This is a genomic window from Streptococcus nidrosiense (assembly GCF_042140045.1).
GTDB lineage: Bacteria > Bacillota > Bacilli > Lactobacillales > Streptococcaceae > Streptococcus > Streptococcus nidrosiense.
This window is the reverse complement of the sequence record NZ_CP152419.1, coordinates 1181975-1208161: the sequence shown is the minus strand read 5'-3', so window position 1 is coordinate 1208161 and position 26187 is coordinate 1181975. Positions and strand designations below refer to the sequence as shown.

23 protein-coding genes and 1 pseudogene are annotated in these 26187 nt (G+C 38.9%); 4 read left to right on the top strand and 20 right to left on the bottom strand.

Going from position 1 to position 26187, the window contains the following annotated elements; all coding sequences use genetic code 11:
• Nucleotides 1-29: 29 nt before the first annotated feature.
• Nucleotides 30-3569 (bottom strand): chromosome segregation protein SMC, encoded by a 3540-nt coding sequence (gene smc / locus AAFQ93_RS05720; protein ID WP_375554895.1) that lies wholly within the window; start codon nt 3567-3569, stop codon nt 30-32.
• On the bottom strand, nt 3560-4258 hold the full coding sequence (gene rnc / locus AAFQ93_RS05715; RefSeq protein ID WP_000661075.1) for a ribonuclease III: 699 nt from the start codon (nt 4256-4258) through the stop codon (nt 3560-3562). The genes smc and rnc overlap by 10 nt, the downstream gene beginning before the upstream one ends.
• A 153-nt stretch (nt 4259-4411) precedes the next feature.
• On the opposite strand from rnc, the gene AAFQ93_RS05710 reads away from it, so the two are divergent.
• Genes AAFQ93_RS05710 through ffh form a run of 3 tightly spaced genes read left to right on the top strand, consistent with a single transcriptional unit; the run spans nt 4412 to nt 6545 of the window.
• Nucleotides 4412-4744, top strand: a complete 333-nt coding sequence (locus AAFQ93_RS05710; protein ID WP_000402062.1) for a putative DNA-binding protein — start codon at nt 4412-4414, stop codon at nt 4742-4744.
• Nucleotides 4745-4746: 2 nt separating this feature from the next.
• Nucleotides 4747-4962, top strand: a complete 216-nt coding sequence (locus tag AAFQ93_RS05705) for a hypothetical protein (RefSeq protein WP_049508835.1) — start codon at nt 4747-4749, stop codon at nt 4960-4962.
• Between the two features lie 17 nt (nt 4963-4979).
• Nucleotides 4980-6545, top strand: coding sequence for a signal recognition particle protein (gene ffh / locus AAFQ93_RS05700; protein ID WP_375554894.1), 1566 nt, complete (start codon nt 4980-4982; stop codon nt 6543-6545).
• Between the two features lie 29 nt (nt 6546-6574).
• On the opposite strand, the gene AAFQ93_RS05695 is transcribed toward ffh, so the two are convergent.
• From AAFQ93_RS05695 to AAFQ93_RS05670, 6 genes are all read right to left on the bottom strand, one after another.
• The gene (locus tag AAFQ93_RS05695) at nt 6575-7465 is read right to left on the bottom strand and encodes an RluA family pseudouridine synthase (RefSeq protein ID WP_223140831.1); all 891 of its coding nucleotides are present in this window, start codon (nt 7463-7465) and stop codon (nt 6575-6577) included.
• Nucleotides 7455-7916 carry a signal peptidase II gene (gene lspA, locus AAFQ93_RS05690; protein ID WP_223140830.1) on the bottom strand — a complete coding sequence of 154 codons (462 nt, stop codon included), beginning with the start codon at nt 7914-7916 and terminating at the stop codon, nt 7455-7457. Before lspA ends, AAFQ93_RS05695 begins: the two co-directional genes overlap by 11 nt.
• Nucleotides 7913-8821: a LysR family transcriptional regulator gene (locus tag AAFQ93_RS05685; RefSeq protein ID WP_049526940.1), complete on the bottom strand. Its 909-nt coding sequence runs from the start codon at nt 8819-8821 to the stop codon at nt 7913-7915. The genes lspA and AAFQ93_RS05685 overlap by 4 nt, the downstream gene beginning before the upstream one ends.
• Before the next feature lie 151 nt (nt 8822-8972).
• On the bottom strand, nt 8973-9578 hold the full coding sequence (sodA, locus tag AAFQ93_RS05680; RefSeq protein ID WP_126419845.1) for a superoxide dismutase SodA: 606 nt from the start codon (nt 9576-9578) through the stop codon (nt 8973-8975).
• A 69-nt stretch (nt 9579-9647) separates the two neighbouring features.
• Nucleotides 9648-10685, bottom strand: a complete 1038-nt coding sequence (gene holA, locus AAFQ93_RS05675; RefSeq protein ID WP_375554893.1) for a DNA polymerase III subunit delta — start codon at nt 10683-10685, stop codon at nt 9648-9650.
• Nucleotides 10686-10717: 32 nt separating this feature from the next.
• On the bottom strand, nt 10718-11653 hold the full coding sequence (locus tag AAFQ93_RS05670) for a dihydroorotate oxidase (protein ID WP_375554892.1): 936 nt from the start codon (nt 11651-11653) through the stop codon (nt 10718-10720).
• A gap of 229 nt (nt 11654-11882) precedes the next feature.
• Between AAFQ93_RS05670 and gdhA the strand changes: the two genes are divergently transcribed.
• Nucleotides 11883-13229 (top strand): NADP-specific glutamate dehydrogenase, encoded by a 1347-nt coding sequence (gene gdhA, locus AAFQ93_RS05665; RefSeq protein WP_375554891.1) that lies wholly within the window; start codon nt 11883-11885, stop codon nt 13227-13229.
• A 94-nt stretch (nt 13230-13323) separates the two neighbouring features.
• Here gdhA and alaS read toward each other — a convergent pair whose 3' ends face one another.
• From alaS to cas6, 12 genes and pseudogenes are all read right to left on the bottom strand, one after another.
• A complete protein-coding gene (alaS, locus tag AAFQ93_RS05660) occupies nt 13324-15942 on the bottom strand; it encodes an alanine--tRNA ligase (protein WP_223140827.1) in 2619 nt (872 codons plus the stop codon).
• 16 nt (nt 15943-15958) lie between these two features.
• Entirely contained in the window at nt 15959-16444 is a 486-nt protein-coding gene (locus AAFQ93_RS05655) for an LURP-one-related/scramblase family protein (protein ID WP_075228275.1), read from the bottom strand.
• 403 nt (nt 16445-16847) lie between these two features.
• Nucleotides 16848-17141 (bottom strand): hypothetical protein, encoded by a 294-nt coding sequence (locus AAFQ93_RS05650; protein WP_223140826.1) that lies wholly within the window; start codon nt 17139-17141, stop codon nt 16848-16850.
• A gap of 22 nt (nt 17142-17163) precedes the next feature.
• Nucleotides 17164-17301, bottom strand: a pseudogene (locus tag AAFQ93_RS05645) (UDP-N-acetylenolpyruvoylglucosamine reductase); the annotation flags it as partial.
• Between the two features lie 285 nt (nt 17302-17586).
• The gene (gene csm6, locus AAFQ93_RS05640) at nt 17587-18873 is read right to left on the bottom strand and encodes a type III-A CRISPR-associated CARF protein Csm6 (protein ID WP_223140825.1); all 1287 of its coding nucleotides are present in this window, start codon (nt 18871-18873) and stop codon (nt 17587-17589) included.
• 16 nt (nt 18874-18889) lie between these two features.
• The gene (gene csm6 / locus AAFQ93_RS05635; protein ID WP_223140824.1) at nt 18890-20050 is read right to left on the bottom strand and encodes a type III-A CRISPR-associated CARF protein Csm6; all 1161 of its coding nucleotides are present in this window, start codon (nt 20048-20050) and stop codon (nt 18890-18892) included.
• Nucleotides 20047-21126, bottom strand: a complete 1080-nt coding sequence (gene csm5, locus AAFQ93_RS05630) for a type III-A CRISPR-associated RAMP protein Csm5 (protein ID WP_223140823.1) — start codon at nt 21124-21126, stop codon at nt 20047-20049. Before csm5 ends, csm6 (AAFQ93_RS05635) begins: the two co-directional genes overlap by 4 nt.
• The gene (gene csm4, locus AAFQ93_RS05625; RefSeq protein ID WP_223140822.1) at nt 21123-22028 is read right to left on the bottom strand and encodes a type III-A CRISPR-associated RAMP protein Csm4; all 906 of its coding nucleotides are present in this window, start codon (nt 22026-22028) and stop codon (nt 21123-21125) included. The genes csm5 and csm4 overlap by 4 nt, the downstream gene beginning before the upstream one ends.
• Nucleotide 22029: 1 nt before the next feature.
• Entirely contained in the window at nt 22030-22692 is a 663-nt protein-coding gene (gene csm3, locus AAFQ93_RS05620; protein ID WP_223140821.1) for a type III-A CRISPR-associated RAMP protein Csm3, read from the bottom strand.
• Complete coding sequence (csm2, locus tag AAFQ93_RS05615; RefSeq protein WP_223140820.1) at nt 22692-23072, bottom strand: type III-A CRISPR-associated protein Csm2; 381 nt, start codon at nt 23070-23072, stop codon at nt 22692-22694. The genes csm3 and csm2 overlap by 1 nt, the downstream gene beginning before the upstream one ends.
• Nucleotides 23073-25307: a type III-A CRISPR-associated protein Cas10/Csm1 gene (cas10, locus tag AAFQ93_RS05610; RefSeq protein ID WP_223140819.1), complete on the bottom strand. Its 2235-nt coding sequence runs from the start codon at nt 25305-25307 to the stop codon at nt 23073-23075. It lies immediately after the preceding gene.
• Nucleotides 25288-26019: a CRISPR-associated endoribonuclease Cas6 gene (gene cas6 / locus AAFQ93_RS05605; protein ID WP_223140818.1), complete on the bottom strand. Its 732-nt coding sequence runs from the start codon at nt 26017-26019 to the stop codon at nt 25288-25290. The genes cas10 and cas6 overlap by 20 nt, the downstream gene beginning before the upstream one ends.
• Between the last annotated feature and the right edge of the window lie 168 nt (nt 26020-26187).

Sequence of the window (26187 nt, the reverse complement as noted above, 5' to 3'; positions counted from 1 at the left end):
TTAGCTTGAATTGTTGTATCGAAAACAAACTAAGCATCCATATTTTCTAAATCTTTTAGTTTAACAGAAACAATCTTAGAAACACCAGATTCTTGCATGGTCACCCCATAAATAGAGTCTGCGGCCGCCATTGTACCCTTACGGTGGGTAACGACGATAAACTGGCTATCCTTGTCAAATCGGTTGAGATAATCCCCAAAGCGTTTAACGTTTGCTTCATCGAGTGCAGCTTCTACTTCATCCAAGATAACAAATGGAATGGTCTTAACCCGAATGATTGAGAAGAGCAAAGCCAGAGCTGACAAGGCCTTCTCTCCACCACTCATGAGGTTGAGAGATTGGATTTTCTTACCTGGCGGTTGAACAGAGATTTCAACACCTGCTGTCAACAAATCACCTTCTGTCAGGATTAGGTCCGCTTGACCACCACCAAACATCTGCTTGAAGGTCACCTTAAAGGACTCACGAATAGCTTCGAATGTTGACTTAAAGCGTTCTTTCACTTCATCATTCATCTCTGTAATGGTTTCAAGAAGAAGATTTTTGGCAGAAAGAATGTCATCACGCTGACTATTTAAGAATTCCAAGCGTTCGTGTACTTCGTCAAACTGTTCAATGGCATCCAAATTGACTGGACCAAGTGAACGAATGGATTTTTCCAAATCCTTGACCTCTTGTTCAGCGACAGCTAAGTCTTCCAATTGGTTGGCTTGTTCTAATGCTTCAGTATAACTAATCTGGTATTCTTCAGTCAGTTGACCTTGAAGATAGCGAAGGCGGTCCGTAATCTTCTCTTTAGTTGCTTCTGCACGTGTTTGCTTACGAATCCATTCTTCATTTTGCTGACGAGCTTGTTCTAAATGACTGGCTATATCATCCAATTGACCTTCAATATCATCCAGTTCAAACTGCTTACGAATGAGCCCTTGTTGAATTTCTTCCTTCTGACTCTTGGCTTCTGTTTCCTGCTTGGTCAAAAGTTCTGTATCAACCTTTTCAAGATTGTCTACCTTTTCTTGCAAAAGACGTTCAATCTCTTCTTGCTCCACATCAAGGTATTCAAGCTCTTTGTTAATCCGTTCAATATCTGCAACTTCGTAACGCTTTCGCCCTATCATTTCTGTTTTGAGCAGACGTTCTTGAGAAAGTTTATCCTGCAAGCTTTGATAACGTTCTTGAATCGCATTTTTATTGGACTTGATTTCTTCAATCTCAGACTCCAGCTTTTGCTTTTCAGTTGCGATGATTGAGAGACGTTCTTGGCATTTTTCTTTTTCAGCCTGCCAATCTCCACCTCTTAGATTGTTTAATTCTTTTTCCTGAAGTTCTAAAAGTGTTTCAAGTTCTTCGACTTGTTGGCAAGTTTGTTGATAAGCCAGATACAGGCCTTGCTCTTCTATACGAGCTTGCTCTCCTTTGGACTTAATGGTCTCCAAAGTCTGAGTGAGGTTATCTAAGTTTTCTTGAACTGTTTTCAGATTTTCTTCTTCCTGACCAAGAATCTTCTCTTCCTGAGCAATTTCTTTTTGCAATTGCTCCAATTCAGGCTTGATGAAAATACTGTTATTTTGACGATTTGCACCACCAGCATAAGAACCACCTGTTCGCAATTCTGTACCATCAAGAGTTACCATCCGAACTTGATAGCGCACTTTACGAGCTGCATCACGCACATGCTCTACCGTATCAAAGATTGCTGTTGTAGCTAGCAAGTTTTTAAATATAGCTTCATGCTTTGCATCAAAGGTAACCAATTCATCTGCCATGCCAAGAAAACCTGGACTTGAGGCAATCACATCTTGATTCTGCCCAGAAATGCTACGTGCCTTAATCGTTGTCAAAGGTAGGAAGGTAGCGCGACCAGCTCGGTTTCTCTTAAGAAAATCGATGGCCTTTGTTGCTGCCTGTTCATCTTCAACGATGATATGTTGGCTACTTGCACCAAGGGCAATTTCAAGGGCTGTCTGATAACGAACATCAAAGGTTAAATGTTCACTAACAGCTCCAACAATACCTCCTAGGCGATTTTTCTCTTGTAAAACACTCTTAACACCTGCATAGAAATTACTATGGTTTTTAAGAATGTTTTCCAAACTTTGCGCCTTGGCCTGCTTGTTTTTCAGACTATCCAAACGGTCAAAAAGTTGATTTTGCTGACTTTGATAAGCCTGCTTTTGTTCTTCTTCCTGTTTAGCATGCGTCTGATAGTCAGCAAGCAAGGTCTGTACTTTTTCTTTTGCTGATTTTAGATCAGCCTCTTGTTCACTTGCCTTAGACTTGGCAGTAGCCAATTGTTCCTTCAAGGACTCCAATTGTTCTTCTTGCTTTTGAGTCTGTTGGCGACTATTTTCAAGATCATTTTCAATCCGTGTCAACTGGTTAGAGACATCCGCTTCTTCCTGCAAGAAAGCTACGAAACGTTCACGCAATTGCTCAATCATTTGGTCTGGATCATCAGAAAAAGCTAACAACTCAGCTTCTAAACGATTAACTTCCTTAGTATTGACAGCTAAATTTTCTTCTAACTGACTGAGATTTGTTTCTTTTTCTTCCCTCTCTTGAATAAGAGCATTTCTCTTTTCATCCAAACTAGCCAAACGAGCCTGCGCTTCTTGTTGATTGAGAGCAACCTGCTTAGTTTCTAGTTTAGATAAAGCTAACTTACGTTCTAAATCACTGATTAAACTAGTCAAATCCATCAAGCTTGACTGGTCTTTTGCCATCTCAGCCTGCAAATCATGACGTTTCTTTTTGAGAGTTTGGTTTTCTTCTTCTAAGTCTTGACGTTTTTGATAATAACTAGTCAACAGTTCTTGGACTTGGTTTAATTCTTCTTCTGTCACATCCAATTCAGCCTTATTGGCTTGAATTTGTGCAACTAAAACATCTAAGTAGATGGCTTTACGCTGACCGTCCAAGTTCATAAATTTACGAGCTGTAGCTGCTTGCTTTTCTAATGGTTTGATTTGATTATCTAACTCATAGATGATATCTTCCAAACGATCCAAGTTGTCCTGAGTTTGTTGGAGCTTACTTTCAGTTTCTTTTCGACGAGTTTTATATTTCAAGACTCCCGCCGCTTCTTCAAAGATAGCGCGGCGTTCCTCAGGTTTGGAGTTAAAGATTTCTTCGACCTTCCCTTGGGAAATAATAGAGAAGGAATCGCGCCCAAGTCCAGTATCTAAGAAAAGATCATGAATATCACGAAGACGGACTTTTTTCCCATCAATCTTGTATTCACTATCTCCAGTACGATAGATATGACGCTCCACCTTGATTTCCTGGCCTGCATCCTTGATAAAGCCATCTTGGTTATCCAAAGTAACAATAACAGAAGCGTAATTTAGAGGTTTCCGACTTTCTGTTCCTGCAAAGATGACATCAGGCATCTTCCCGCCACGAAGACTCTTGACACTAGATTCACCAAGTGCCCAACGGAGGCTTTCAGTGATATTTGATTTCCCAGAGCCATTTGGTCCTACAACCGCCGTCACCCCTTGGTCAAAAATAACCTTGGTCTTGTCAGCAAAGGACTTAAACCCTTGGATCTCAATTTCCTTTAAATACATGAATCCAGCCCTTTCTCAACTGCATTTTTAGCGGCTTCCTGCTCGGCCAATTTTTTAGAGCGTCCTTTACCTGAACCTAGACTTTGCCCCTCAACAAGGACTTCAACCTCAAACATCTTATCATGGGCTGGCCCAATCTCTGAAATCACCTGATAACGAATATCAACATCTCCATTAACTTGGAGCAATTCTTGAAGGTGAGTCTTATAATCCTTGATCATCTCAAAATCGCCAGCTTCAACCTTAGGAATCATGACTTGGTAGATAAAGGTTTTTACAGTTTTTATATCCTTGTCTAAAAGCAGAGCACCCAAAAAGGCTTCAAAAGCGTCGCCCAAGATCGTGTCTCGGTTACGACCACCAGACTTTTCCTCCCCCTTACCAAGCTTGATAAACTGGTCAAACTGACAATCACGGGCAAAACCAGCCAAACTCTCCTCACGGACAATCATAGCACGGAGTTTTGACAAGTCCCCTTCTGGTTTTTTAGGGTATTTTTTAAACAGATATTCTGAAATTAATAATTGCAGAACAGCGTCTCCTAAAAATTCCAAGCGTTCGTTGTGTGAAATTTTTAAGAGGCGGTGCTCATTGGCATAACTGGTATGGGTAAAAGCTGTTTCAAGTAAGCTTTTATCTGTAAAAACAAGTTCAAAACGGTCTTGTAACACTGATTCTAATTCTTTCATGACTACCTCTTTCTAAAGCATTATAATCCTATCCATTATATCAAAAAAAGGCTTCATAGTCAGAAAAGAACAGTGAAAAGCTCATTTTCTAACTTCTAGCTAAAATCAGCCCCCAGCTAGCGAATTGGGCTTTTTTTTGGTATAATAAATCTTATGGAAATTGAAAAAACCAATCGAATGAATGCTCTGTTTGAATTTTATGCAGCCCTTTTGACTGATAAGCAGATGAACTATATTGAGCTCTACTATGCAGACGACTATAGTTTAGCTGAAATTGCAGAAGAGTTCGGTGTCAGTCGTCAGGCCGTTTATGATAATATCAAACGAACTGAAAAGATCCTGGAAGACTATGAGATGAAGCTCCATATGTACTCTGACTACATTGTTCGCAGTCAAATTTTTGATCAGATTTTGGAGCGTTATCCAGAGGATGCTTTTCTGCAAGAGCAAATTGAGATTTTGACCAGTATTGATAATAGGGAGTAATCATGGAAAATCTTGTTGTCTATAAAGGAATACCTTGCAAACTATTAGCTGCAGAGGAACCATTTCCTACAAGACTACAAATTCTCTCACCTGATTCTATTCCTCAAGCCCTTAAAGAAGGATTTAGCTGTTGGGGATATCCAAATGAAATCATGAAAGAAGTCACAACCGAAGAACTAGAGAGTTTGCAACATTTCGGACGATTTCCACTGAATTGAAGAAATAGGAGAAAAAAATGGCATTTGAAAATTTAACAGAACGTTTGCAGAACGTCTTTAAAAACCTACGTAAAAAAGGAAAAATTACAGAGAGCGATATCCAAGAAGCAACCAAGGAAATTCGTCTAGCTCTTTTAGAAGCCGACGTTGCTCTACCAGTTGTCAAGGATTTTATCAAGAAGGTTCGTGAACGTGCCGTCGGACATGAAGTGATTGATACCCTCAATCCAGCCCAACAAATAATCAAGATTGTCAATGAAGAATTGACAGAAGTTCTTGGTTCAGACACAGCTGAGATTATCAAGTCACCAAAAATCCCAACCATTATCATGATGGTCGGTTTGCAAGGGGCTGGTAAAACAACTTTTGCAGGTAAACTTGCTAACAAACTTAAAAAGGAAGAGGATGCTCGTCCTTTGATGATTGCGGCCGATATCTATCGTCCTGCTGCTATCGACCAATTGAAAACACTTGGACAACAAATTGATGTACCTGTCTTTGCTCTTGGTACTGAAGTTCCTGCAGTGGAGATTGTTCGCCAAGGTTTGGAGCAAGCGAAAGCTAACCATAACGACTATGTTTTGATCGATACGGCAGGTCGTTTGCAAATTGACGAACTTCTCATGAATGAGCTCCGTGATGTCAAAGCTCTAGCTCAACCAAATGAAATCCTTCTCGTCATCGATGCCATGATCGGTCAGGAAGCTGCTAACGTTGCGCGAGAATTTAACGCTCAATTAGAAGTTACCGGTGTCATCCTTACCAAGATTGACGGGGACACTCGTGGTGGTGCGGCCCTTTCCGTTCGTCATATCACAGGAAAACCAATCAAATTCACTGGTACTGGTGAAAAGATTACCGACATTGAAACCTTCCACCCTGACCGTATGGCTAGTCGTATTCTCGGTATGGGGGATATGCTGACTCTGATTGAGAAAGCTTCCCAAGAATACGATGAGCAAAAAGCCCTTGAAATGGCTGAAAAGATGCGGGAAAATACTTTTGACTTCAATGATTTCATCGATCAGTTGGATCAGGTGCAAAATATGGGGCCAATGGAAGATTTGCTCAAGATGATTCCAGGTATGGCCAACAATCCTGCCCTTCAAAATATGAAGGTGGATGAAAAACAAATCGCTCGCAAACGTGCCATCGTCTCATCTATGACTCCAGAAGAACGTGAAAATCCAGATTTGTTGACTCCAAGTCGCCGTCGCCGTATCGCTGCTGGTTCTGGTAATACCTTTATCGAAGTCAACAAGTTCATCAAGGACTTCAACCAAGCTAAACAACTCATGCAAGGTGTCATGTCTGGTGACATGAACAAGATGATGAAACAGATGGGCATCAACCCTAACAACCTTCCTAAAAATATGCCTGGGGGTATGGATATGTCTGCCCTTGAAGGTATGATGGGACAAGGTGGTATGCCTGACTTGTCAGCTCTTGGAGGAGCAGGAATGCCTGACATGAGACAAATGTTTGGTGGAGGTCTCAAGGGAAAAATCGGGGAATTTGCTATGAAGCAATCCATGAAACGCATGGCTAATAAAATGAAAAAAGCTAAGAAAAAACGCAAATAAAAAGGGACTCGCTTGAGTCCTTTTTCTGTCTAGTTATTTCGAAGTTTTTCCAGAGTCCCTTTAAAGATATCTGGGATTTCGGAAGTAAATTCCATAGTTTCCCCTGTTCTTGGATGGGTAAATCCAAGAGTCTTGGCATGGAGAAATTGCCCATGTCCTTTCAAGGTTTTACGAGGGCCATATACCTCATCGCCAGCGACAGGATGACCGATATAAGCCATGTGTACACGGATTTGGTGAGTTCTTCCAGTTTCCAGTTGCAATTCCAGCAAGGTATAATCACAAAAGCGCTCCAACACTTGGAAACGTGTCACTGCTGGTTTTCCTTTAGCAGTTACTGCTTGTTTCTTGCGGTCTTTTTCACTACGTCCGATCGGCGCTTCAATCACACCACGGTCATTGGGAAGATTACCATGAACAATAGCCAAATATTTACGAAGAGACTTCTTGTCCTTCAATTCTTGAGCTAGTGCTAAATGGGCATCATCGTTTTTAGCAATCATCAAGAGACCTGAAGTATCCTTATCAATACGATGGACAATCCCTGGACGCAACACACCATTGATGCCTGATAGGTCCTTGATGTGGTACATAAGGGCGTTAACCAAGGTACCACTGGTATGTCCAGCACTTGGATGAACAACCATCCCTTGAGGTTTATTGACTACTGCTACATCCTCATCTTGATAAATGATTTCTAGAGGAATATCTTCAGCTACATACTCCAAAACTTCTGGTTCTGGCACCTGATAAGTAACGACATCGCCCTCTTGAACCGTATACTTGGCTTTTTTGACCTGACCATTAACCAAGACTTGACCTGATTTGATTTGTTCATTGGCGAGACTTCGCGACAGTTCTGTTAAATCTGACAAAGCCTTATCTAAGCGTAGTCCACCTGTTTCAATTTTAATTTCCATTCATTTCCTCTTTTAGCATTGCAAGCAATAATACAACCACTCCGACCGTCAGATAGCTATCAGCCACATTGAATATGGCAAAATTAACAAAGTCTAAGTGAAACATATCCACGACAAATCCTTGACTGATACGATCGATAAAGTTTCCCAGACCACCTGCAATAATCAAAACTAAACCAAAAACTGTCCAGAAGGAATCCTCTATATGCTTATGAAGATACCAGATAGCTCCAACCATGACTACTAGAGTTATCACTGCAAAAAACCACTGTTGATCTTGAAGCATAGAAAAGGCTGCCCCCCTATTTTGCAGATAGGTTAAACTAACTAGATTTGGGATCCATGACTTGATTTCACCAAGAGCAATATTTTGAACGACGTACGCCTTTACCAATTGATCTAAGATAATCAAGGCTGCTATAATCCCTGCAATTATTCCTCTTTTTTTCATGCTTTCCTCTTCTGATCAAAATACTCTTGCATAACCTCTACAAATAAAGTCCCTGCTTGGCTCAAGTCTACTTCTTCACGTTTCACATAAACCATGCGATTATTGAGATTATCATTTAGCGGAATAACGGTGATCCCGTTCACACTATCGCTATCTAAGAATCCAGATCCAGTCGCATAAGCATTTGTTCTTTCAAGGATTCCATTTAAGGTAGCGCGGTCAGTTACGTTAAACATTTGAGAGCTAGCACTTGTATCTACAAAGTTCTCTGAGTAATAAAGATACTCATCCTTTTCCTGTGTGAATCGAACTGTTGGTAAATCAGCCAAATCCTCCATGACCAACTCTTTTTTCTTGGCTAAAGGATGCCCTTCACGCAGATAGATATGCGTCTGGAAAGGAATCAACTCAATCACTTCAAGTCCTAACTTTTCAACCCGCTGCATAATTCCCTTTTGGTTTTGATTGTTGAGGTAGATAATTCCAATCTCACTATGTCCTTGGGCTACTTCATCCAAAATCTGAACAGTTGTTGATTCAAAAATACGGAAATTTTTATAGTCAGGATATTGTTGCGAAAAAGCTGTAATAGTTGGTGGCAAGAAATCATAGTGCTGGCTGGCTATTGAAAACTCATCTTTCTCCTCTTCAGGATTGGCATACTGATTTTGGAAAACATCAAATCCTTTAACCAACTCTTGTGCCTTTTCATAAAATTCCATCCCACGACGTGTAAGAAAAGTTCCTGAACTGGTTCTGCGAAAAATCTTGAAGCCGAGCTCTTTTTCCAAGTCTCTTACAGAAATAGATAGACTAGGTTGGCTAACGTACATCTTCTCAGCCGCTTCACGAAAAGTACCACTATTAGCAATAGCTACAACGTAGCGTAATTGTTGAATATTCATGATTTCTCCTTCGATTTCTATCTTATCATTATACCATAAATCAAGCCTATCCAACAAAGGAAAATCATAAGACAGTTACTTCTAAGAAAAGCAAACAAAAAACACCTTTCAAGTTAGATGAAATTCTAACCCCAAGGTGTCGTTATTAAGATTATTTAGCTGCTGCGTAGAGTTCGTCTACTTTATTCCAGTTGATAACTGAGAAGAAAGCTTTGATGTAGTCAGGACGAACGTTACGGTATTTCACGTAGTAAGCATGTTCCCAAACATCCAAGCCCAAGATTGGTTTTTTACCTTCTGAGATTGGTGTGTCTTGGTTTGCAGTTGAAGTTACTTCAAGTTTACCTTCTTGGTTAACAACCAACCATGCCCATCCAGAACCAAAACGAGTTGTTGCTGCTGCAGTGAAGGCTGCTTGGAATTCTTCGAATGAACCGAAAGTTTCATCGATTGCTGCTGCAAGTTCTGCTGAAGGAGCTGTTTTTTCAGGAGTCATCAATTCCCAGAAAAGAGCGTGGTTCAAGTGTCCACCACCGTTGTTGATAAGCGCTTGACGGATATCAGCTGGGATAGATTCTACATCAGCAAGCAAAGCTTCAAGGTCTTCACCGATTTCTGGGTGTTTTTCAAGAGCTGCATTTGCATTGTTAACGTAAGTTTGGTGGTGTTTGTCATGGTGCAAGTGCATTGTTTCAGCATCGATGTATGGTTCCAATGCATCGTAAGCGTATGGAAGATCTGGTAAGATAATAGCCATCTGTAATACCTCTTTTTCTTTCTATATAAAGATGATAACGCAATCATCCTATTTTTTCAAGTTATTTGCTCAATTTGACTGGCTAGCAATCTGCAATAAAGCCTTCTCAAACAGGTAACCTTTCTCATAAACTCCTGTCTTAATTTGATAATCAGCTTGGATGAGATAACGAATAGAATTCTGGAGAAAATCAAGAGATAGTCTTCGAGAATCACGAAGGGCAAATTTGATTTGGTAGGGATTCGGATTGCGACCAAGATAGTGACCTAAACTGCTGACCATCTGAGACTCTGTCTGACCAGACTCTTGCAATATTTTCACTTGTGTATAGAGTCTGAACTGCGCCAACATAATGGCAATCAGTTTAATCTCATCTTCTCCCTGCAAAGTCAAATCTTTGACTAAATCACGTGCCTGATCAATCTTCTTAGTCAATATTAACTGAGTTAAATCAAAGATATTATCCTGCAAAGTCTTTGGTATGGCTTCAACAATGTCTTCTTCGGTAATCCGGTCATCATCCTTATAAGACTGTAAGAAGAGTAGGTTTTTCTGAATTTCACTGAATTGAAAACCTGATTTGATAAGTAACTGTTCGAAGGATTTTCCATCAAAGGAAAGTCCTTGGTCCTGAGCACACTTTTGAAAATAAGCTCGCATCTCTTGTTCTTTTGGTTCAAGAGCTTCAAAAATCTTGGCATCCCTCTTTAGAATTTTAACTAGACGTCGCTTGCTGTCTAGTTTACCTTCAGCAAAAATAACTAATTTACTCGTCGGAGATGGATTTTCCAAATATTCTTCAAAAGCCTTAAGCTCGTCATCAGATAGATAGCGCTTTTTAGCTGTTGTTATATCGAGAAAATGATCTAAAATAACAATTTTTTCATCCGCAAAGAAAGGAAGACTGACCAGCTCTAGTTCCAAGCTTTTGTATTCTACTTCTTTCATATCAAAATAAGCAAAGTTCAAATCAGCAGAATCGTAGCCGATTTGCTTTAGCACCTGAGTTTTCATGACTTCATACTGTCCTTGATCAGCGCCTGTAAACAAGGTCAAACTCGGAAGGTTAGCTAAGGACAGTTTTCGGCTTTCTTCTATTGCTAGCATCATTTCTCCTTTCTTTTTAGTTTCGCTTTTATTTAATCAATATAATTCAATTTACCACGGAAATCTTCAAGGTTTTCATAACCTTTTTCCGTCATAATTTTTTTGAGTTCCTTTGTAATGCGTTCAAAAGAACCTACTCCTTCTTTATGAAGAGTAGTTCCTACTTGCACCATGCTGGCACCACATAGGATATGTTCAAAGGCATCACGTCCTGTTAATACTCCACCTGTTCCGATGATTTGAATTTCTGGATTCAAGCGTTGATAAAAAGCATGGACATTTGCAAGGGCTGTTGGTTTGATGTATTCTCCACCAATCCCACCAAAGCCATTCTTAGGACGAATCACGACTGACTCATCTTCAATATAAAGACCATTTCCGATAGAGTTGACACAATTGACAAACTTAAGTGGATATTTGTTGAAAATAGCTGCTGCTTGATCAAAATGTACAATATCAAAATAAGGTGGAAGCTTAATTCCTAATGGTTTTGTAAAATACTCAAAGACTTCTGATAAGATACGATCAGTAGTTTCAAAGTCATAGGCAATCTGAGGTTTACCAGGTACATTTGGACATGAGAGATTGAGTTCAGTTAGACCACGAAAATCACTCTCTTGAACTTTTTTCAAGATGGTATGAGTTTCCTCTGGAGACATTCCAACTAATGATAAAAAGAAGGTACGGTTTGGTTCCTTGTCTTGCAATTCCAATAGATAGTTTAAGTAATAGTCTAAACCATTATTTGGTAGACCCATAGAGTTGATTGAACCGAGTGGAACATCTTGATAACGTGGTTCAGGATTCCCCTGACGAAATTCCAAGGTTGCTGTCTTAGTGACAAAGGTTCCTGCTGCCGAGTTTTTGACACCTTCCAACTCCTCAACCGTCATACAAGCAACTCCTGCCGCATTCATCAAGCAATTGTCAAACTCAAAACCAGCAATCTGTGTTTTAGTTGATACCATGATTCTGTTCCTCCAGATTCCTTTTTATGTTTAATATTATACCATACTTTGACTTTTGCTTTTCAATAAAACCATTTCCATAGAAAAGGTTCGTTTTTTAGCAAGTTCTGAATCAGTTGTGTCAAATTGAAAGAATTTTTAGAAAATTTGTGTTTTTTTCTTTACACTGAAAAAATTTTCTGCTATAATGACTCATGTAATAAAATATGACAACAAAAAGGAGAACGATATGACATCTGCTAAAGAATATATCCAAAGCGTGTTTGAAACTGTAAAAGCTCGTAACGGGCATGAGGCTGAATTTCTCCAGGCGGTTGAAGAATTCTTCAGCACTTTGGAGCCTGTCTTTGAAAAACACCCTGAGTATATTGAAGAAAATATCTTGGCACGTATCACTGAGCCAGAACGCGTAATTTCTTTCCGTGTTCCATGGGTTGACCGTGATGGAAAAGTTCAAGTTAACCGTGGTTACCGTGTTCAATTCAACTCAGCTGTTGGACCATATAAAGGCGGACTTCGTTTCCACCCAACTGTAAACCAAGGGATTTTGAAATTCCTCGGATTCGAACAAATCTTTAAAAACGTTTTGACTGGACTTCCAATCGGTGGTGGTAAAGGTGGATCAGACTTCGATCCTAAAGGCAAAACTGATGCTGAAGTGATGCGTTTCTGCCAAAGCTTCATGACTGAATTACAAAAATACATCGGACCATCTCTTGACGTACCCGCTGGTGATATCGGTGTTGGAGGACGCGAAATTGGTTACCTTTACGGACAATACAAACGTCTTAACCAATTTGATGCTGGTGTCTTGACTGGTAAACCTCTTGGATTTGGTGGTAGCTTGATTCGTCCAGAAGCAACTGGTTACGGTTTGGTTTACTACACTGAAGAAATGCTTAAAGCTAACGGCAACAGCTTTGCTGGTAAGAAAGTTGTGATTTCAGGTTCTGGTAACGTAGCTCAATACGCTCTTCAAAAAGCAACTGAACTTGGTGCAACTGTTATCTCAGTATCTGACTCAAATGGTTATGTCATCGATGAAAATGGTATCGACTTTGACCTTCTTACAGACGTTAAAGAAAAACGCCGTGCTCGTTTGACTGAGTACGCTGCAGAAAAACCAACTGCTACTTACTACGAAGGTTCTGTATGGACTTACACTGGTAACTATGATATCGCTCTTCCATGTGCGACTCAAAATGAGATCAATGGTGAAGCTGCTAAACGCTTGGTTGCTCAAGGAATTATCTGTGTATCTGAAGGAGCTAACATGCCTAGCGACCTTGAAGCTATCAAAGTCTACAAGGAAAATGGAATCCTTTACGGACCTGCCAAAGCTGCCAATGCTGGTGGTGTAGCTGTATCTGCTCTTGAAATGAGCCAAAACAGCCTTCGCCTTTCATGGACACGTGAAGAAGTTGACGGTCGTTTGAAAGATATCATGACTAACATCTTCAACACAGCTAAAACAACTGCAGAAACTTACGGTCTTGGAACTGACTACCTTGCAGGTGCTAACATTGCAGCCTTTGAAAACGTAGCAAACGCTATGATTGCACAAGGGATTGTTTAATTCCTAGTAACTACATAACTCCTCACATCTCTTGTGAGGAGTTTTTTCTTATACATAAAAAAAGACCTATCCGAATGGATAGATCTTTATTTTCTTACAATTTACCTGCTACTGCATCCAACAATTCTTGGATTTTCGCTTGATTACTTCCTCCCGCCATGGCCATGTCTGGTTTACCACCACCACGTCCATCAACGATTGGAGCTAATTCTTTGATCACATTACCTGCGTGTACCTCTTTTGTCTTGCTGGCTACAAGGACATTGACTTTGTCACCAATGGCTGCGACAAGAACAAGGACATCAGAGTAGTCTTTTTGCTTCCAGTTATCCGCAAAGGTACGAAGGGCTCCTGCATCTGATACAGATACTTGGCTGGCAATGTAACGGTGACCGTTTGCTTCTTGAACATTCTTGAAGACATCGCCTGCTGCAGCTGCTGCCGCTTTTTCCTTCAATTCTGCATTTTCTTTTTGCAATTGACGGAGTTGTTCTTGAAGACCTTCCACCTTGTGAGGTACTTCTTTGAGTTGAGGTGCTTTCAAGGTTGCTGCGACTGCTTTCAGAGCGTCTTCTTGTTCACGATAAGCTTCAAAGGCTTCCTTACCAGTCACTGCCAAGATACGACGAGTTCCTGATCCGATACCTTCTTCTTTGACAATCTTGAAGAGACCGATTTCAGAAGTATTGCCAACGTGAGTACCACCACAAAGCTCTACTGAATAGTCCCCGATAGTGACTACGCGAACTTCCTTACCGTATTTCTCACCAAAGAGGGCCATAGCTCCCATTTCTTTAGCTGTGTCAATATCAGTCTCAACTGTTTCCACTGCGATGGCTTCCCAAATCTTCTCATTGACTTGTTGCTCAATAGCACGCAATTCTTCAGGAGTGACAGCTTGGAAGTGAGTGAAGTCAAAACGAAGGAATTCTACTTCATTAAGTGAACCTGCTTGAGTTGCATGGTGGCCAAGGATATTATGAAGAGCCGCATGGAGCAAGTGAGTGGCTGTGTGGTTCTTCATGACACGATGACGACGATTGCTATCGATAGCCAAAGTGTATTCTTGGTTCAATGCAAGAGGAGCAAGAACTTCAACGGTGTGCAATGCTTGTCCGTTTGGTGCTTTTTGAACATCTGTTACTGTAGCTACAACATTTCCTGCAGCATCCAAGATTTGACCATGGTCCGCAACTTGTCCACCCATTTCAGCGTAGAATGGTGTTTCCGCGAAGATGAGAGAGGCAGTTCCTTCAGCTACAGCTTCTACTTCTGCATTATCCGCTACAATAGCAACCAACTTAGAAGACAATTGGCTAGCATTGTAGTTAAAGACACTTTCAACTGTAATGTTTTGAAGGGTTTCGTTTTGCATCCCCATAGATCCGCCTTTAACAGCCGACGCACGCGCACGTTCTTGTTGTTCCTTCATGGCTGCTTCGAAACCTTCACGGTCTACAGTCATACCAGCTTCTTCAGCGATTTCTTCTGTCAATTCCACTGGGAATCCGTATGTATCATAGAGTTTAAAGACATCTTGACCGGCGATGACAGATTGACCTTTTTCTTTCAAGTCTGCTACGATACCTTGGGCAAAGTGTTGACCTGAGTGAAGAGTACGAGCAAATGACTCTTCTTCGCTCTTAACGATTTTCTCAATAAACTCACGTTTTTCAAGCACTTCTGGGTAGTAGCTTTCCATGATTTTTCCAACAGTTGGAACGAGTTTGTAAAGGAAAGGCTCATTGATACCCAATTTTTGACCATGCATAGAGGCACGACGAAGAAGACGACGGAGGACATAACCACGACCTTCATTTCCAGGAAGGGCACCATCACCAATCGCAAATGAAAGAGAACGGATGTGGTCGGCAATGACCTTGAAGCTCATGTTGTCGCCATCTTGGTCGTAAACCTTACCAGACAATTTCTCAACTTCACGGATAATTGGCATGAAGAGGTCTGTTTCAAAGTTGGTCTTAGCACCTTGGATCACTGCTACCAAACGCTCCAAACCAGCGCCCGTATCAATGTTTTTGTGTGGCAATTCTTTGTACTCGCTACGAGGAACAGCAGGGTCTGCGTTAAATTGTGATAATACAATGTTCCAGATTTCGATATAACGGTCGTTTTCGATATCTTCTGCAAGAAGACGAAGACCGATGTTTTCTGGGTCAAAGGCTTCTCCACGGTCAAAGAAGATTTCTGTATCAGGTCCAGAAGGTCCCGCACCAATTTCCCAGAAGTTGTCTTCGATTGGGATCAAATGACTTGGATCTACTCCCACTTCAATCCAGCGGTTGTATGAATCCTTGTCATCTGGATAATAAGTCATGTAAAGTTTGTCTTTAGGGAAGTCAAACCACTCAGGACTTGTCAAAAGCTCATATGCCCATGTAATTGCTTCGTCACGGAAGTAATCCCCGATTGAGAAGTTCCCCAACATTTCAAACATAGTATGGTGACGAGCAGTCTTACCTACGTTTTCGATATCGTTGGTACGGATAGCCTTTTGAGCATTGGTAATACGTGGATTTTCAGGAATGATGGTTCCATCAAAGTATTTTTTAAGAGTGGCAACCCCTGAGTTGATCCACAAAAGTGTCGGGTCGTTTACTGGAACCAAGCTAACGGATGGTTCTACTGAGTGGCCTTTTGTAGCCCAGAAATCAAGCCACATTTGGCGGACTTGTGCACTAGATAATTGTTTCATATGTATCTCCTTTTTACTAATTTGATTGGCTTTCTAGCATTTCCACATAGTCGATAGCGACACAGAGGGAAATGACTAGGTCTGCATAAGATTCGTCATAGACGGTTACGGTATAGGTAGAGGTTAAATGGAAAAGTTCCTTGGTAATCTCAGCAATCACTTGGTCACGGTCGTCCAGCAATTTAAAATTCAAATCCCAGACATTTCCTTCGATGCGAAGGCCGAGATTGTCAAACTCATACTTATCCTTCCAGAAAGTCAACTTCTTCCGAATATAAAAATGATCGCCGTTAGTAAGTTGAATTTCAAAACGAGGTAGGAAAGTTAAGACTTCCTTACTAATCTCACTGACCTGTTCACCAGCAACATCGTAGATGGTAAAGGTTTTAGGAATCTTAAAAAATGAACCTTCAACCTGATAGGCGACATTGCCCATTTCATCCTTGATATCAAAGCGTTCACCACCTAGGCGAAATTTTTGTTTGACAAGAAATGTTCTCATAAACACCTCCAAAAATAAAAGACAAATCCATATCACGAAGGGCGAAAAACCGCGGTACCACCTTCATTCAATGAACTTGTCATTCTTTGATTCTTATGCAATTGTTGGATTGAGTAGCATGATTTTCTATCTTAGATGGCTCGCAGCACCGCCAATTCTCTGAACTAAGATGGAGAGAAAATCAATTCTCAACTTTCTTATTATATCGTTTTTTTAAGCCTGCGTCAACTGGAAAATTAAGCTATATAAATGCACATAATTACTTCCGAAGTAACTCTGGTATTTCATAATTATTTATTCGAGAACATGCAAAATAGCTATCATTACTATCGAAGGTATCCTGTAAGATAAAACCAAAAGTGATCAAGGTACTCTTTGAAAATCTATCAAGTTTCATATAAATTTAGTCTATATCTCCAAATCTTATTCTTTCCCACTCAACTTTGTCTAAATCATGGACAACAGGTTTCTTTATCTCCTCATCCCAAACGATGATATAGTAACCGTCGTTTGTATAGTATTTACCCAGTACAATACCATCTTTTAATTGAACTTTCAACTCAGTATCTAATACACTTTGAGGTAGTCCTATAGGGGGCTGCTCTTTAATTGGTTCATTAACATGAAAATTTACACCTATGATAACAAAAATCAAAAAAGCTAATGTAGCATAACCCAATATTTTTAATTCCCTCATTTTTTCCTCCATTTTTTTGTTTGATATTTTCTATGATTAAGGTCTTTGGAATCTTTAAAAATAAACCTTCTACTGATAAGCATTATTGCCCAATTCATTCTTGATATCGAAGCGTTCACCACCTAGGAGAACTTTTTTGTTTGACAAGAAATGTTCTTATAAGAAACTCAAAAAAACAAATTCATCACACGAAGATCAAAAACTCATGATACCACCTTCATTCAATGAACTTGTCATTCTTTCGTGGTTAGCAATTATTAGATTGGGTAATATGTTTTGCTATCTTAGATGACTCGTAGAACCGTTAATTTTTTAAAATAAGAAAAGGAGAAAATCAATTCTTAACATTTTTAATTTTAGATTGAGTCAACTGTGAAATTAGCTATGTGAACATACAAACGAGATAAGCTACTTACAATTAAAATTTTTTAAATGTATATAATTACTAACGAAGTAGATCTAACATTTCTTGATTCAAAGCCCGATAACAAGTAAAATAGCTATCATCAATATCGAAGGTATCCTGTAAAATAAAGCGCAAAGCATCTATTGTCTGTTGCAATTTTCTAGAATTAACTAGTTTACTATCAATTTCTGACAAGCCATGTGCAACCTTATTTCTCTCACCATTTAAGCTATTTATTAGCTTTATCGACTTAAGTAATTCAGGAGAAACTTCATAATAAGATAAAATATTTTCAAAAGACAAGAGATTTAAGGTTGACTGAGGGGAATAGATTCTTTTCTTCTCATCTTTTATACCCTTGGCTTTTTTAAATTCTAGATCAATAAAACCTAAAATAGCTTCAAAATCCTTGTATTCTTCATTTAACTTTGGAAAAGTCCCATCATATTTTATCAAATCAGGATAATCTTTCTTTATCTTTTCCTCGATGATAAATTCAACATAAGACTTTGATTTGATTAAGACATCAGCAACCTGCCCTCTCTCTTTCAAAACTTCAATCATTAAAAAGTAATTAAGAGCTTTTTTCTCAACTTCTGTGAGTGAATATCCCTGAATATCTTTTAAAATCGCTTGAGTTTTAAACACTTTTACAAAATCATTTAATATTTCTCTCAAACGAGATAATTTCTTTTTAGAAAGTAATTTATTGTATTCTTTTCTAGTAACTAACTCTTCTGCAGCAAGATAATCATAAGAAGAAATTAAATTTCTTAAGTGGCGCTTGATAAGAGAATGATTAAATTTTTCAGCTTCATCTTTGATTGTGCGATCTTCGTAATCCTTTTGGTTATCCTCGTTCTCGTCAAAAAGCTTCTGTTCACATTCACTTGAAAGTGGCATATACTTTCTATTTGCTGATTTGTTAGGTGTTGCAACCTGTATGGCTTGCGTATTATAATCATTAATTCGATTTAAGGCAAATAAAGCAGAAATAATTTGAGGTGTACCTGAAGATAGATTTAAGATCAATTGATGATCTGTTCCAGAATATTTTTCGATAATCTGTCCCATCACTTCATACATTTTATCAAAAAGGTAGACCTCATCATTTTTCAATATGATCGGTTCAATAACCACATCAGGATGATAACTTTCGATTGAAAATAATGCCCTCTCAATAAAATCTCTTTTTATCAACATTTCTTCACTATAAACTAAAACAATCTGTTCGGGTCTGAAAGTTCGAGCAATATGTAATAAAGCTGCATCTCGATTATTGCTTATCGGATCTGTCGTTCCAACTGCTGAAATTAAAATTTCCAAGATATTCTTCCTCTCATTATTTCAGTAATTCTAATAATTCCTTATTAAAATCATTGTAAAAATTTAGATCCTTCTCAGTGAGTTGATACTGTTCCTTGATTAGCCCTTTTAAGGTTTTTAGAACAGGACCTAACTGTTTTAATTCCTCAGAATCTAATGGATCCAATTTGTGAGCTACAGTATTTCGAGTTGAATTCATGTTAATAATGGGTTTGATTTTTTTATATTGATTCCACTCATTTTTTTCTTTTAATATCTTACGATAATCCCAAATTCCGAGGTAATATTTCTCTGATTCATTCACGTAATTATCTAGAAATCCTGGATAACGATTTTCGATATAGTCTTCTAAGATGAACTCTGTAAGGTTTTTAATTCTAATCAGACTTTCACTAAAATTGCCACGTTCTTTTTGTAAATCAATAGTCAAATAAGCATTTACTACTTTTTTCTGTTCTTCGCTCCATTTTTTCTTTTGGAGGATTTGAGGTACAGCTTGCCTATCTAATGAATCCACAATATCCTGCAACTTCTTGCGACATTCTTTCAAACCAGGAAAGTCTTCTAATTGATTAGCAACCTCTAAACTTGCTTTGTAATCATATTTCGCAATAAAATCACGTAAAGTTTTTTTCATTAAGCCTTGTTTAAACTTCTCAGAAGTATCTTCAATAGTTCGATCGACAAAGTCCTGTTTGTTATCTAAGTTCGTATCAATTAGTGCGTCAATATCTTCTGAATCATCATGTCCAACTCCTGCATTTGAATCATTTTCAGGACTTGAAACTTGTACTGCCTTGACATTGATTTCACTAAGTCTATTAATAACAAACAAAGCTGATTTTACTTGAGGAGTCGCACTTGAAAGATTGAGAATAAATTCGTCATCTTTTGTATAATACTCTTGTATAATAGAATCTAATTGACTATACATGGTATCAAAAACATATACATCTTCATTTAAGATAATTGGTTCATGACATACAATCTCTGGGATGTATCCAATATCGATAGAATAAATTACTTTCTCAATGCTTTCCTTCTTACCGATTGTTCTCTCAGAACAAACAATAATAATCTTATCTGGACGGTACTTTCTAGCAATATGAACTAAGGCTCCATCGTGAAAATTTCGTATAGGATCTGTATCTCCTACTGCTGATATTAAAATTTTCATCGACTAATCTCCTTAATTATGAAATTAGCTTTGCCCATTTCATAGAAAGACTCATCATTCATTATCAGTTTTCGAGTTGCTTGTGTTGTTTTAACACTTTTCATTGGTGCTTTTGTTAATTTCAACACTCCCTTACCAACCATCTTGGTCTTCATTCGACTATACCGTTTTTGTAAGATTCCATCCGATTGTTTAAACAAGGTTTTTGTCCAGGCTCCACTTCCGGCCCCCAAATAGATTGGATATTGAAGATTTGGCTGAATCTTATTTTCAGGAAAATCTAATAAGAAAAATTCTTTATATTCTTTGTAAAAAGCTTGCGCTCTCTGTCCTAATTCCTCAATTAGGATTCCAGCTTCCTTAGTGGTTGTAGTAATGGTGAAACTGATTCTAGTTAAGGGTACGATTGCTTCTCTGTATAAAGGAAGAGGCTTGGCAGTTAAAGACTTGGCTGAATAATCCCATTTTTGAACTAGAATAATCTGCTCATTGTTAAATGGCTTACTATCACCAACACGAATAGCATTGAATAAGTCATTAAATTCTTGACCCTTTTTGACACCCCAGGGAATCATCTTTTTGTTTTCTTTAGGACTTCTACCACGAAAATCGACTGCATTCTTATTGTTCCAGTCAGGATTTGTATTCAATAAAATAGTCCGAATAGCTCCCTTTAAAGAACTACCTGGAATATACGGACTCCCAAAAGGGTCTCTCATAAATTTTGCTACTTCATTTATCGTACCTAATTTGGAAGCGCGATTATTCTTTTCAATTTCCAAACCGGTCTCAACAATCCGGTATCCACCAAAATCACGATTAAATATCCGGTTATCATCTAAGAAGGAAATCAAGCGATTATTTCTGGCATTTGGTTTTGTCTCTTGTAAAAAACGCTCAAACTTTTGATCGTATCCTTCCTCAACCACACGATTATAAAATTTTCCCATATCAGGAAAATAATAATAACCATTTTCATAGATAAATTCTCGAGAAGTATATTTCTCACCATTCCCAATATGAATAGGGGCCATGGCTAGGAGGCTAAATTGAAAAGTTCTATATTCTGTTTTCATCTTTCTACCTCCATCTTGAAAAATAGTGGTTTGGCATAGTTTAATACTTCATGTGGGAAATCTAGAGGCCTTACATCCACAATCCGTCCTGTAAAAGTTTCAGAGAAAGTAGATCCAGAAGCAAATTTATATAAATCCTGCTTACGATAATTTTCATTAGTTTCTGTACTAAAGGCAAAACCACTTGATTTACTTACTAAGTAGGAACCATTTTCTATAGCATGTTCAAGTTCCTTTTCAATTGGTAAAGAAGTTGTTAAGGCCATGACTGTTCCTTGATGGACCTTAGTAAGACGATTTTTAAGGGCATCAGGTATGTCTGTAATGGTTAAATCAAACCGTCCATAGCCACTGGAACGTTTACCCCCAATTCCCGCGTACTGCAAGCTTGTCATAAGTTCATTCAAGAGGTCTGATTCGGTAGCAATCACATAGAGAGCAGACTTATCAGCAAATCGAACGGTAGAAACTTGATAAAGAGCTCCATCAACGTGGGGTTGGTTTTTAGTAACGATGTTTGTTTGTGCATGCTCTGCGTCTTCAAAAAGCGTTCCTTCTACATAAGAATCAAATTTATCCAAGGGTATAAACTGAAGTTTCTTCGCCATTTTCGCTTGACGTCTTACTTCTTTGACATCCGTTGTTAAGTCAGGCTGATCAAACTTTGGAAATCCTATCGGCTTAGGTAAAAATGGACCTGACAGATAGGGAAATGCATCTGTCAAAACAAATTCATCTTGAACTGCTAATGATACAAATTCCTCCATTTTTCCCATTTTTTTCGCCTCAATAGCTAAGGCAGAAAATAAACGATCTGCCGAAAATGTCATTTTTGAACTATCGAGCGTACCTGCTCCAAAGTGGGCAGTATGAAAGTTCATAATATACATCTTATAGGTCATACTAGACCTCCGTAGTTAAAAGTTCATTCAATGTACTAGCATCATAGTTTCCGAAAACTGTATTTGCTTTAAGATTCTCAAAAACAACTTTACCATAACCACGAGAGCCAGAACCACCCAAATAATCAAGTTCTAGAAGTTTTAATCCATCAAGAATTACTTTGAAGTCTTCTTCTACTTGAGCTTGACTCTTGTCTGTCACCTCATAGATCAACTCAAATCCAAAGATACTGTCTCGGATAGCACGTTCAATTTGTCTTGGATTTGCTTCAGCAGTGATACGATCAATAGTATTTTCAAACTTAACTTCAGTATAACCTTTGACAGCTCGTGAATCTAAATCTTTTTTGTTAGTTAGAAAGGCATCTCTAAAGATGAGTCTTCCTACTTTATAGTTTTTGTCTGAACTATTCCCAAAAAGTCGACTTAGAATTTCTCCATCTTCTCCTGGTTTTTCTGCTAATTTAGTATTATATACTCTTGCCAAAAGGGTACGCATTTTCCCTTTGATACTAGATCCTGGAATAATGGGTAAGTTTGTAATTGGATCTTTAATCACAGGTGAGTCCGTAGCACCAATCGCCGCAAAAGCATTACTTGTCCCAATATGAAGTCCTGTCTCTAGACGGATTTGTGCTGTTACTTGAATTTTTGCAAATGCCATTAATCTTTTCCTCCATAAAATTTAAAATAAGCTACTAGCGCTTCCATATAGCGACAAAAACGTTGGAGACTTTCCCTACTATTAATTTCTTTTAAAATTGGTATAATCTCACCTTTTTGAACTAAGTCCAGTACCGCCTCTTCACGACCCGATTGATAAACGAATTGAACCCTCAAATAGGCAATTTTATCCTTCAATTCTTCGTACTCGCGAACCTTACTTTCATCAAAGAGGGTACTCGTTAAACTCAATAAGTTTCGTAGTTTACTCATGGATAGAACATCTGAATTTCTATTTTTAAAATTACGCTTATCAGTTACTAAATTTTTAATGGTTTTTTCTGCCTTATCTACGTAATTATCATCTGTTAAAATTGCCATCTATGAATCCTTTCTAATCTCATAAATATATAGAAGTAAAGCTATCTCTGCTTCCTTACGTTCATTATCGCTACCTGTATACCAAGAAAAGAATAAATCTTTAAACTCTTCTTTTTTATCCTTAGAAGTTTGATCTTCTAAGCGGGTCAAATAATAGGCTAATCGAGCAATATTCATACGATCGTAGTTACGAAGGAGCTCAATCAGTCTGTATACAAAACTCTTTCCGCGCTCATCTTGAATATTAAAATAGTAACGAATACTCTTAAGTTTCCCATTATAGACTTTGTCAATAAATTGGTCGAACTTCAAGGTATAGGCTTTTTCAAAAAGGGAAATACTATCCTTGTCGTTCTCCTTCGCTGCTCCTTCTAACTTACCAGTTTCTTCAGCCATCAGGCTAACTGGAGTTTTATCTGGAAAGAGACCAATCCCTGCTGATAGGGTTAATTTGCCATTTGTCCACTTGATAAAGTTTTGTCGGAGACAAATAGTAAACTCAATAACATCCTGCCAGGAACCGATAGCAAATACATCATCTCCACCGGCATAAATGATCGATAGTTTTTTCTCTTTCGCAAACTGGTTGATATAGACCTTAAAGAAGAGACTCATACTTCTAGAGAAGGTTGCCGAGCGTGCCAGAGTATTATATTTGCCACCATCTTGATAGGAGAACCCAGCCATAAAGGCTGCTCCTAGATCATCCACATCTAGTCGAACAACTGCTAATCGCTTAATCCCTTGTCCAGTTTCCCTATCCTGAGATAATTTGGCATACTCGTAAATCTCATCATACTTGTAATCTCCGACAAAGACATGGGTTGCTTTTAGGATATCTGTACTATAGCTATTCTTTACATAAATACGGTCCCACTCTTCATTGGCAAGGTTGGCTTTTGAAATACCACTAATATAGGCTCCCGGACCTATCGGCAGGCCTTTTTCTTTTGTAACAATATAGTTGTTTTCTTGTATTTCCTTGGCAAAGCGATACATCCCTGCACAGATATGGCAGACCTCTTGATCTTTATACTTGGTAAGCTTTTCGACTGAGTGGCAAATAGCACATTCTCTCTGAGAACTTTTTCCTCCTTGGTTGAGTTCAAGGAGAGTTTTGGCATCGTAACGAGAAATTTTCTTTTGAGAAATCATTCGACTAGTTGTTTGATAGACTTTTCGATAGTCGGCCAGTGTCGTCGTCATATCATTGGCAGAAAATGGACTCCAACCAAATGCTACGTATAAGCCTGTCTGGAAATGTTTGACCAAAAACTGATTAAATTCTGCTTCAAAGCTAGCCAAGGTTCCTCTAGTTTTTTCAGTGTTTGGAAGGATAAAGTAGGCATGCCCTCCACCGACGTAGAGGAGATTAGCCCTTGTCAGCTCTAACTTCTCCAGTAAGCTGTCTACGATATGCTCCCCCATAAAATCTAAATACAAGGAACGTGCTTTTAGTTGCTTGGCAGCACCAGCCGTTGCGATATTGTAGATAAAATCCTGAATCCCTGACAGGTCAAAACTTGCTAATAAAAAGGCCTTCTCGCTATAAAAAGCTTCTAAATCTTGCCCTAGTATCTTCTCATAGTCACGACAATTCTTATCTGCTAAATAGTCCTCTATAGCTAGGGCAAAGCCTGCTGTCAGACGACTGTAAGTTGCTAGAGAAATATCTGATAATCCCTTGGTTCTTGTCGAAACAGGTACATAGGAAAGATTAGACTCAAGGAGATTCAAAAGGGCATCTATCTCAGACTGGCTAAAGTCCAATCGCTCAAACTCTTTTTCTAAGGTCGCTACTATCAAGTCATAGTCTGACTGGTCAGACGGGTTACTAGATTCCTTGGCATAGTTTGGCTCCCCGTCAAGCTCTAATGGCCGCGCATCAAGATAACGCAGACTAGGGATATCTGAAAATACATTGAAGATATCCGATTGTTTACTTAGGAAATCTTCTTTCCCTTCATGAGTGTCTGCTGCCCCTTTTAGACCTGAAGCAACCTTTGCCGCAGCTGACGTAATATAGACCAAACTATCAGGAGCTAAATCCGTCGGCAAATCACTAGAAGTCGCCTTGGCTATCTGCTGGGCTATTTTTTCATTGTCCGAAAAGCGTCTAAACCATTCGGACCCAATGGTACCCAGGTCTTTTTCCTCATACCTGGAACCTTGAATCACCCTGCCGATACCTTGCAAAAGTGATCCATAAACTAAATCAATCTTTTCTTTCTTCAAGTTCTAAACCTCCCATCCCTAAGCTGGTTTTCATACCGATACCTGAGTACTCCCCAAATTTTAGAAGCATATTAGCGTATGCTTTCAAGGTATTTGGACCTGTAATCTTAAAGGTCAACCTTCCCCTGAATCCAGGGATTTTTTTGCCATGGACTTTAAAATAGCTGGATTCCAATCGATAGCTGGTAATCCTACTGTGCTTGACCAAGTAGTCCAGGGTTTCCTCTTCGATGTCCTGACGATTCTCGACCAGACGTGCATACTTCATCATCAAACTCTGAAAGATGAGACGCATGCTAGGAAAGAGCACGTACTCTCCCTGGGAGCGAAATCCTGTCGGAGTTTGAAAATGGATAGTGTAGAGTGACCGATCTTGGTTTTCATTAAAAAACTCAAAGAGTTGCTCCGAACTGAGATCTTGCATGGACACAGACTCTACCATGAGAGTCGGTAAATCATGAAGTTCTACTCTCTTTAGCTCCAATAGAAAAGGCATGATCTGCTTGACCGCCTCATCCGTCAGGAGATGAAGGGACCATAATGTCTTGTCCTTTTGATGGATGATTTTTAGTGAATAGGGGTTGGTCTCCTGCTCATGTAGCCAAGTCACATAGTCTGGTTCTAGCTTTTCCATGAGAAAACCTTGGAATTTTGTCGACAGGTCGCTCGGTGATTGGTCAATCCGCTTAAATGATAGTTCGATGCGTTTCATATGCCTCCTTTATTGATACAATGGCGCTTTTTCTTTCTCATGAGCGCTTTTTTCATTTACTTTTGGAATCCTTTGCCCTTATGAAACTGTCCCCTCTCGAGGTAGATTGGTAGATATACTTGAAAAGAATGGATATATTGACAAGGAATCAGAATACCAGTTTCCGGC

Bases quoted from the DNA above. Each gene is read 5' to 3' on its own strand.
- smc (WP_375554895.1), bottom strand. From the start codon at position 3,569: ATGTATTTAAAGGAAATTGAGATCCAAGGGTTTAAGTCCTTTGCTGAC.
- rnc (WP_000661075.1), bottom strand. From the start codon at position 4,258: ATGAAAGAATTAGAATCAGTGTTACAAGACCGTTTTGAACTTGTTTTT.
- AAFQ93_RS05710 (WP_000402062.1), top strand. From the start codon at position 4,412: ATGGAAATTGAAAAAACCAATCGAATGAATGCTCTGTTTGAATTTTAT.
- AAFQ93_RS05705 (WP_049508835.1), top strand. From the start codon at position 4,747: ATGGAAAATCTTGTTGTCTATAAAGGAATACCTTGCAAACTATTAGCT.
- ffh (WP_375554894.1), top strand. From the start codon at position 4,980: ATGGCATTTGAAAATTTAACAGAACGTTTGCAGAACGTCTTTAAAAAC.
- AAFQ93_RS05695 (WP_223140831.1), bottom strand. From the start codon at position 7,465: ATGGAAATTAAAATTGAAACAGGTGGACTACGCTTAGATAAGGCTTTG.
- lspA (WP_223140830.1), bottom strand. From the start codon at position 7,916: ATGAAAAAAAGAGGAATAATTGCAGGGATTATAGCAGCCTTGATTATC.
- AAFQ93_RS05685 (WP_049526940.1), bottom strand. From the start codon at position 8,821: ATGAATATTCAACAATTACGCTACGTTGTAGCTATTGCTAATAGTGGT.
- sodA (WP_126419845.1), bottom strand. From the start codon at position 9,578: ATGGCTATTATCTTACCAGATCTTCCATACGCTTACGATGCATTGGAA.
- holA (WP_375554893.1), bottom strand. From the start codon at position 10,685: ATGCTAGCAATAGAAGAAAGCCGAAAACTGTCCTTAGCTAACCTTCCG.
- AAFQ93_RS05670 (WP_375554892.1), bottom strand. From the start codon at position 11,653: ATGGTATCAACTAAAACACAGATTGCTGGTTTTGAGTTTGACAATTGC.
- gdhA (WP_375554891.1), top strand. From the start codon at position 11,883: ATGACATCTGCTAAAGAATATATCCAAAGCGTGTTTGAAACTGTAAAA.
- alaS (WP_223140827.1), bottom strand. From the start codon at position 15,942: ATGAAACAATTATCTAGTGCACAAGTCCGCCAAATGTGGCTTGATTTC.
- AAFQ93_RS05655 (WP_075228275.1), bottom strand. From the start codon at position 16,444: ATGAGAACATTTCTTGTCAAACAAAAATTTCGCCTAGGTGGTGAACGC.
- AAFQ93_RS05650 (WP_223140826.1), bottom strand. From the start codon at position 17,141: ATGAGGGAATTAAAAATATTGGGTTATGCTACATTAGCTTTTTTGATT.
- csm6 (WP_223140824.1), bottom strand. From the start codon at position 20,050: ATGAAAATTTTAATATCAGCAGTAGGAGATACAGATCCTATACGAAAT.
- csm5 (WP_223140823.1), bottom strand. From the start codon at position 21,126: ATGAAAACAGAATATAGAACTTTTCAATTTAGCCTCCTAGCCATGGCC.
- csm4 (WP_223140822.1), bottom strand. From the start codon at position 22,028: ATGACCTATAAGATGTATATTATGAACTTTCATACTGCCCACTTTGGA.
- csm3 (WP_223140821.1), bottom strand. From the start codon at position 22,692: ATGGCATTTGCAAAAATTCAAGTAACAGCACAAATCCGTCTAGAGACA.
- csm2 (WP_223140820.1), bottom strand. From the start codon at position 23,072: ATGGCAATTTTAACAGATGATAATTACGTAGATAAGGCAGAAAAAACC.
- cas6 (WP_223140818.1), bottom strand. From the start codon at position 26,019: ATGAAACGCATCGAACTATCATTTAAGCGGATTGACCAATCACCGAGC.